This is a genomic window from Actinomadura roseirufa (genome assembly GCF_900659635.1).
Lineage (GTDB): Bacteria > Actinomycetota > Actinomycetes > Streptosporangiales > Streptosporangiaceae > Spirillospora > Spirillospora roseirufa.
Genome location: NZ_CAACVB010000323.1, coordinates 1 through 7,499, shown reverse-complemented (window position 1 = coordinate 7,499; position 7,499 = coordinate 1). Strand labels below are relative to the sequence as shown.

Annotated in this window: 6 protein-coding genes; 5 read left to right on the top strand and 1 reads right to left on the bottom strand. The window is 75.6% G+C overall.

The genetic code is table 11. The annotated features are described in order from the left end of the window. The first annotated feature begins 132 nt into the window (after positions 1-132). Positions 133-813: a response regulator transcription factor gene (locus tag E1291_RS36640; RefSeq protein ID WP_131742644.1), complete on the top strand. Its 681-nt coding sequence runs from the start codon at positions 133-135 to the stop codon at positions 811-813. A 94-nt stretch (positions 814-907) separates the two neighbouring features. Here the strand turns inward: E1291_RS36640 and moeZ are convergent, their stop codons facing one another. Continuing rightward, entirely contained in the window at positions 908-2,089 is a 1,182-nt protein-coding gene (gene moeZ, locus E1291_RS36635) for an adenylyltransferase/sulfurtransferase MoeZ (protein ID WP_131742643.1), read from the bottom strand. Positions 2,090-2,305: 216 nt separating this feature from the next. Between moeZ and E1291_RS36630 the strand changes: the two genes are divergently transcribed. From E1291_RS36630 to E1291_RS36615, 4 genes are all read left to right on the top strand, one after another. Next, entirely contained in the window at positions 2,306-3,184 is an 879-nt protein-coding gene (locus E1291_RS36630) for a hypothetical protein (protein WP_131742642.1), read from the top strand. Further along, complete coding sequence (locus tag E1291_RS36625; protein WP_131742641.1) at positions 3,178-4,698, top strand: S8 family serine peptidase; 1,521 nt, start codon at positions 3,178-3,180, stop codon at positions 4,696-4,698. The genes E1291_RS36630 and E1291_RS36625 overlap by 7 nt, the downstream gene beginning before the upstream one ends. Then, positions 4,682-4,990, top strand: a complete 309-nt coding sequence (locus E1291_RS36620; RefSeq protein ID WP_131742640.1) for an MGMT family protein — start codon at positions 4,682-4,684, stop codon at positions 4,988-4,990. The genes E1291_RS36625 and E1291_RS36620 overlap by 17 nt, the downstream gene beginning before the upstream one ends. A gap of 128 nt (positions 4,991-5,118) precedes the next feature. Next, the coding region (locus E1291_RS36615) for an ATP-dependent helicase (RefSeq protein ID WP_242614604.1) at positions 5,119-7,499 on the top strand (2,381 nt) is incomplete at its 3' end.

Below are 7,499 nucleotides of genomic sequence, written 5' to 3'. Positions count from 1 at the left end.
CTCCCTGGCGGCCGGGCCCCGGCCCGACCGGCCCGGCTGGCGGCTGCTCGCGGAGATCCCCGAACCCGCCGTCCCCCCGGACCCGGCGCCGTCCGCGCCCGCCGCCGCGCCCGCGGGACCGGGGCAGGCGGCGTGATCCGGGTGCTGCTGGTGGACGACCAGCATCTCGTCCGGATGGGGCTGCGGATGCTCTGCGAGTCCGCGCCCGACATGGAGGTCGTCGGGGAGGCGGGCGACGGGCGGGACGCGCCGCGGCTGGTCGAGGAGACGCACCCGGACGTCGTGCTGATGGACCTGCGGATGCCCGGCGTGGACGGCATCACCGCCACCCGCCGGATCGTGGCGGCCCGGCCGTCGGCGCGGGTCGTCGTGCTCACCACGTTCGACGACGACGACCACCTGTACCCGGCGCTGGCCGCGGGGGCGTTCGGCTTCATGGTGAAGGACGCGCCGCCGCCCGAGCTGCTGCGCGCGATCCGGATGGCGGCGGGCGGCGAGCCCCCCTACGGCCGGTCCGTCCTCGGACGGCTGGTCCGGCAGGCGGTGCGGGCGCACGCCGACGGGACGGCCCGCGCGGCGGAGGCGGCCGAGGCCGCCGAGCGGACCGGGCCGCCCCCCGGGCTGACCGCGCGGGAGGAGGAGGTCCTGCGGCTGGTCGGCGCGGGCCTGTCCAACCGGGAGATCGGTGAGCGGCTCCACCTCGGCGTCACGACGGTGAAGACCCACGTCGCGAACCTCATGCGCAAGACCGGCTGCCCCAACCGCATCCGGCTCGCCGTCCTCGCCGTCCAGACCGGCGTGACACCCGACTGAAGGGCCCCGGACCCGTACGGGGTCCGGGGCCTCTCGGTCCGGTCGGCCGCGCCTGCCGGACGTGCCTGCGGGCCGTGCCTGCGGGCAGGGGCCGTCAGTAGGACGGCTGGCTCGGGTCGATCTGGTTCACCCAGGCCAGGACGCCGCCGCCGACGTGCACCGCGTCGCCGAACCCGGCGCTCTTCACCACGGCCAGCGCCTCGGCCGACCGCACGCCCGACTTGCAGTGCAGGACGATCTTCTTGTCCTGCGGGAGCCGCTCCAGCGCGGCGCCGTTCAGGAACTCGCCCTTGGGGATCAGCGTCGCGCCCGGGATCGAGACGATGTCGTACTCGTTGGGCTCGCGGACGTCCACCAGGAAGATGGCGTCGCCGCGGTCCTGCATGGCCTTGAGGTCGTGGACGGAGATGGTGGAGTCCTTCGCGGCCTCGGTGGCCTCCTCCGACACCGCGCCGCAGAACGCCTCGTAGTCCTCGAGCAGCTCGGTCTGCGTCGGGTTCTTGCCGCACAGCGGGCACTCGGGGTCCTTGCGGACCTTGACCGACCGGTAGGTCATCTCCAGGGCGTCATAGATCATCAGCCGGCCGACCAGCGGCTCGCCGATCCCGGTGAGAAGCTTGATCGCCTCGTTGACCTGGATGGAGCCGATCGACGCGCACAGCACGCCGAGCACGCCGCCCTCGGCGCAGGACGGCACCATCCCGGGTGGCGGCGGCTCGGGGTAGAGGCAGCGGTAGCAGGGGCCGTGCTCGGCCCAGAACACCGACGCCTGCCCGTCGAACCGGTAGATCGAGCCCCACACGTACGGCTTGCCGAGCAGCACCGCCGCGTCGTTCACCATGTAGCGGGTGGCGAAGTTGTCGGTCCCGTCCAGGATCAGGTCGTACTGACCGAAGATCTCCATGATGTTGTCGCGGTCGAGCGCGGTGTTGTGCACGACCACGTCGATCAGCGGGTTGATCTCGCGGACGGTCGCCGCGGCCGACTCGGCCTTCGGCTGCCCCAGCGAGGTCTGCCGGTGGATGACCTGCCGCTGCAGGTTCGACTCGTCGACGACGTCGAAGTCGATGACGCCGAGCGTGCCGACACCGGCGGCCGCCAGGTACATCAGGGCGGGCGAGCCGAGACCGCCCGCGCCCACGCACAGGACCTTGGCGTTCTTGAGGCGCTTCTGCCCGGCCATCCCCACGTCGGGGATGATCAGGTGCCGCGAGTAGCGGTTGACCTCGTCGCGGGTGAGCTCCGCTGCGGGCTCGACCAGAGGTGGCAACGACACGGTGACTGCTCCTGTGCTGACGCTCGGCTGATGAGGAGGGCGGGACGACATCGTCCTCTCACCGCACAACCTTGCCATGTCCAGGCTCATTCCCCGAAGGCGGCGTCCCGGTGGGCGCCGCCGCGGACGGGGACGGGCCGCGACACGCGCGGGAACACGCGGCCTCACCCCAAGGGCAGGACGGATTGTCGCGAAGCAGAGTTAATCTTGGCTGTTGTGGCATTCCTGCCCCCCTCCCAGCAGCCGCCCGCGCAGCGGCCCCCCTTCCGGCCCGCCCGGCCCGGCCCGCCCGCCGCGGGCCCACCGGGCGCCCCCTTCGGCGCGGCGCCGCACCCGGCGCCGCGCCCGGTGACGCTGCTCGGCCTGCGCGGCCGCCAGTGGATGGTCGTCGCCATCGTGCTCGGCTGCTGCTACCTGGTGACGAGCGGCGCCGTCATCATCGGCGCCTGGGGCACCCTCCACCGCGCCCCCACCAACGCCGAGCTGCAACGGGCGGCGAACGCCGAGGTGGCGCGCCGGTGGGAGGCGTGGCCCGCGGAGCGGATCTTCCCGGGGCGGCTGAGCTACACCCCGGACGAAGGGCACAGCGAGTACGCGTCGAGGACGGGCATCGTCCCCGACACCGCGTGCGAGCCGTCCGTGGACGCCGAGATCGCCACGACGCTCCGCAAGCACAACTGCAAGGCGGTGCTTCGCGCCACCTACGCCGACCAGTTGCAGGGGGTCGTGGTGACCGTCGGCGTGGTCGTCTTCCCCGACTCGTGGCAGGCGGACCGGGCGTACAAGGAGCTGCCCGACTCCCACGGCCCCGACGGGACCGGCACCGTCCGGCCCGCGCTGCGCGCCGCCGCGTTCCCCGGGACGGCGTCCGCGCCGTTCACCGACGCCGCCCGGCAGGACCGGACCTTCGACCGCGGCGGCCCCTACGTGGTGCTGTCCACCTCCGGCCAGGCGGACGGGCGGCCCGCCGCCGCCGTCAAGAAGGAGCGTCCCGGCGAGCCGTTCGCCGTCGGGTTCCAGATCGCCCACACGATCGCGAGGTCGCTGTCACTGCGGGCGCTGCCCGACTGCTCCAGCCGCGAGTGGCGATGCTGACGCCCTCCGGACCACCGGCCACGGCCGGGCAGAACCGGCTGCGCGTCCCCCGGCGGGTTCGACGGCGCGCGGGCGCGGCGGCGGCCGGTCTCGCTGTGGCGCTCGCCGCGGTGTGGGCGCCGCCCGTCCCGGCGCGGGCCGATCTCGTCCGGGACCGGCAGAAGCCGATCCTCGACGTGCTCGACATGGACGCCGCCTGGAAGGTCAGCCGCGGGCGCGGCGTCACCGTCGCCGTGGTGGACACCGGCGTGGACGCCGGCCAGCCCGACCTCGCGGGCTCGGTCACCACCGGCCCCAACATGCTCGCCCCGATCGACGCGGGCACGACCCCGGCCCGCCGGCACGGCACCGGCATGGCGTCGCTGATCGCCGGGCACGGGCACGGCGCCGGCGGCCGCGAGGGGATCATCGGGCTCGCCCCGGAGGCCCGCGTCCTGTCCATCCGGGTGATCGGTGAGAAGGAGGACGCCAGCTTCCGGCGCTTCCGGACCGACGAGCGGGCGCGCGGCGCGTTGAGCCGCGGCATCCGCTACGCCACCGACCACGGCGCCGACGTGATCAATCTCTCGCTGGGCGAGAACCGGGAGTCCGCGGCCGAGCGCGAGGCGATCGGCTACGCCATCGGCAAGGGCGTCGTCGTGGTCGCGGCGGTCGGCAACGACGGCGACAAGAAGCGCCTCCTGGACGGCGACGGATTCGCGCCCTACTTCTACCCGGCCTCCTTCCCGGGCGTCATCGCGGTCGCCGGGACGGACGCCACCCACGGCCGCGTGGCGTTCTCCAACCGCAACTACTCGGTGCTGGTGTCGGCGCCCGGCATCGGCCTGCCCGTCGCGGGTCCCGGCGGCGCGTACTTCATCAGCGGCGGCACCAGCGACGCCTGCGCGCTCGTCTCCGGGGTCGCGGCGCTGATCCGGGCCGCGCATCCGCGGATGCCGCCCGCGCTGGTGTCCCAGGCGCTCGTCGCGGGCACCCGGTACGGTCCCGGCGGCAAGTACGACCCCGAGGTCGGCTTCGGCGAGGTCAACGCCAAGCGCGCCCTCACCGCCGCCGCGAACCTGACGTCCGGCCGCCCCGCCCCGGCGGGCAAGCCGGCCGGGCGCCGGTTCGGCGCGGACGACCCCGGGCCGGTCGACGTCATCGACCGCCCCGGCTGGGTCCGCCCCCTGATCATCGCGCTGCTGCTCGTCGGCGTCGGCGGGACGATCGGCGCCGCCGCGATCTCGGCGGCGTTCGCCCGCCGCCACCCCCGGCCCGGCGCGCTCGTCCCGCCGGGCGGCCCGCTCCCCGCCGGTCCGCCCGGGAGCTTCGGGGCCCCGCCCCCCGCCGGCCCCCTGCCCCAGAACGTCCCGCCGCCGCTCCGGAGGCACGCCCCGCCGCTGATCCCTCCCGCCGCGCAGGCTCCGCCGCCCGGCGCCCGCCCGTCCTTCGGACCACCCGACGCGGACACTCCCGGCGGGGTGGCGGGACGGGACGCGGAGCCGGGAGAATCAGGCGATGTGGTCGGAGCCTGACGAGTACGCCGAGGCGGTCCTGGACGCGGTGGACCGGATCCCGGCGGGACGCGTCATGACCTACGGCGACCTCGCCGAGCTCGTCGGCAAGGGCGGGCCGCGGCAGGTCGGCCGGGTGATGTCGCTGTACGGCGGCGGCGTGCCGTGGTGGCGGGTGATCCGCGCGGACGGGAGCCCGCCGAGCGGCCACGAGATCCGCGCGCACGAGCACTACCGGGCCGAGGGGACCCCGCTGCGCCCGGACGGGCGGCGCGTCGACATGGCACGCGCGCGCTGGCTCGACGCCGGCTGACACCGGAACGCCGCACGGAACGGACGCGGGGCGCGCGGCGGCGATGGAGCGTTCTCCCACCGGTCTCATCGGCGACATGCGTGCGATGTGGTCAGACCAGCCCCCGTGATCTGCTCCAATGAAATGTTGTGCCGCAAGCTTCCTACCGCCTCGTGCGCCGCGCGGGTCCCGCGCGGGCCGTCCCGCCCGTGCTCGACGAGCAGCAGCGGCGGGTCGTCGAGCATGCCGGCGGGCCGATGCTGGTGCTGGCCGGGCCGGGCACCGGGAAGACGACCACGATCGTCGAGGCGGTCGTCGACCGGATCGACAACCGGGGCACCGACCCCGAGCGGGTGCTGGTCCTGACGTTCAGCCGCAAGGCCGCGGGCGAGCTGCGCCAGCGCATCACCGGCCGGCTGCGCCGCACGACGCGCCTGCCGCTGGCGCTGACCTTCCACAGCTACGCCTACGCGCTGCTGCGGCGCGACGCGGTCCTGAACGAGGAGCCCGCGCCGCGGCTGCTGTCCGGGCCCGAGCAGCTCCTGGAGGTGCGGCGGCTGCTGGAGGGCGAGCTGTCCGACGGCGCGCGCGACTGGCCCGAGCGGCTGCGCGCCGCGCTCGCCACCCGCGGGTTCGCCGAGGAGCTGCGCGACTTCGCCTCGCGCGCGGTCGAGCGCCGCTACGCCGCCGAGGACCTCGTCGCGCTGGGGCGCCTGCGCGGGCGCGACGACTGGCCCGCCATCGGCGCGTTCATGGCCCGCTACATCGACCGGTTCTCGCTCGACCCCGTCCCCACCTACGACTACGGCGAGCTCATCCAGATGGCCGCGGACATGCTCGCCGAGGAGGAGGTGCGGATCCGCGAACGCGACGCCTACGACGTCGTCTTCGTGGACGAGTACCAGGACACCGACCCCGCCCAGGAGGACCTGCTGCGTTACCTGGCGGGGGAGGGACGCGACCTCGTCGTCGTCGGCGACCCCGACCAGTCGATCTACGGGTTCCGCGGCGCCGACGTCCGCGGCATCCAGGAGTTCCCCGACCGGTTCCGCACGCTGGACGGCCGGCCCGCGCCGACGGTCGCGCTGCGCACCTGCCGCCGGATGGGCCCGGAGATCCTTGAGGCGTCCCGGCGGATCGCCCGCCGCCTGCCCGCGGGCGGCGCCGCCGCGGCCGAGCACCGCGCGCTGCTGCTCCCCGACCCCGCGGACGCCCCCACCGCCGCCGCCCCCGCCCCGGGGCGCACGGCGGCTCGGGCTCCGCGGCCGTCCCGGGGACCCGCCGACGAGGTGCGGGCCGTCATCGCCGACTCCGAGAGCCAGGAGTCCGCGCTCGTCGCCGACGAGCTGCGCCGCGCCCACCTGCTGGACGGCGTCCCCTGGTCGCGGATGGCGGTGCTCGTCCGCAGCGCCGTCCGGCAGGTCCCGGTGCTGCGCCGCGCCCTCGCGCAGGCCGGGGTGCCGGTCGTCGTCGCCGGCGACGAGGTCCCGCTCATCGCCGAACCCGCCGTCCGCCCGTTCCTCGTGCTGCTGCGCGCCGCGCTCAAGAAGGGCCACCTCGACGAGGTCGTCGCCGAGGACCTGCTCACCGGCCCGCTCGGCGGCGCCGACGCGCTGGCGATGCGGCGTCTCAAGCGGGCGCTGCGCGACCTGGAGGAGCTGTCCGGCGGGCAGCGGCCCCTCGGCGACCTGCTCGTCGCGGCGGTCGACGACCCGCGCGAGGTCGTCCTCGTCCACGAGCGGGTCCGGGCGCCCGCCGAACGCGTCGCGCACCTGATCGACGTGGCGCGCCGCAGCGTCCGCGACGGCGGCACCGCCGAGGACGTCCTGTGGGCCGTGTGGAAGGAGAGCGGCCAGGCCGGCGCGCTGCTGGAGCAGAGCGTGAAGGGCGGCGCGCGCGGCGCCTCCGCCGACCGCGACCTCGACGCCGTCGTGGCGCTGTTCGACCACGCCGCGCGGTTCGTCGACCGGCTCCCGCAGGCCGGACCCGAGCTGTTCGTCGACACCATCGCCGCCCAGGAGATCGCCGGCGACAGCCTCGCCGAGCAGGCCCCCGACGGCGAGGCCGTGCGGATCCTCACCGCGCACCGCGCCAAGGGCCTGGAATGGGACGTCGTCGTGGTCGCCGGGGTCCAGGAGGGCGTGTGGCCCGACCTGCGGCTGCGCGGGTCGCTGCTCGGCGTCGAGGAGCTCGTCGAACACGCCGCCGGCACCGAGCCGGGCGGCACCGACGCGGCCGGCGCGTCCATGTCCGCCAAGATGCTGGAGGAGGAGCGGCGACTGTTCTACGTCGCCGTCACCCGCGCCCGCCGCCGCCTCGTCGTCACCGCCGTCGGCGGCGACGACACCGAGGAACGGCCCTCGCGCTTCCTCAACGAGCTGCTGCCCGGCGCCATCGAGCAGTCGCGGCTGGACGAGCGGACCCGCTGGCTGTCGCTGTCCGCGCTGGTCGCCGACCTGCGCTCGGCCGCCGCCGACCCGTCCCGCCCCGAGCCGCTGCGCCGCGCCGCCGCCGGGCACCTCGCCCGGCT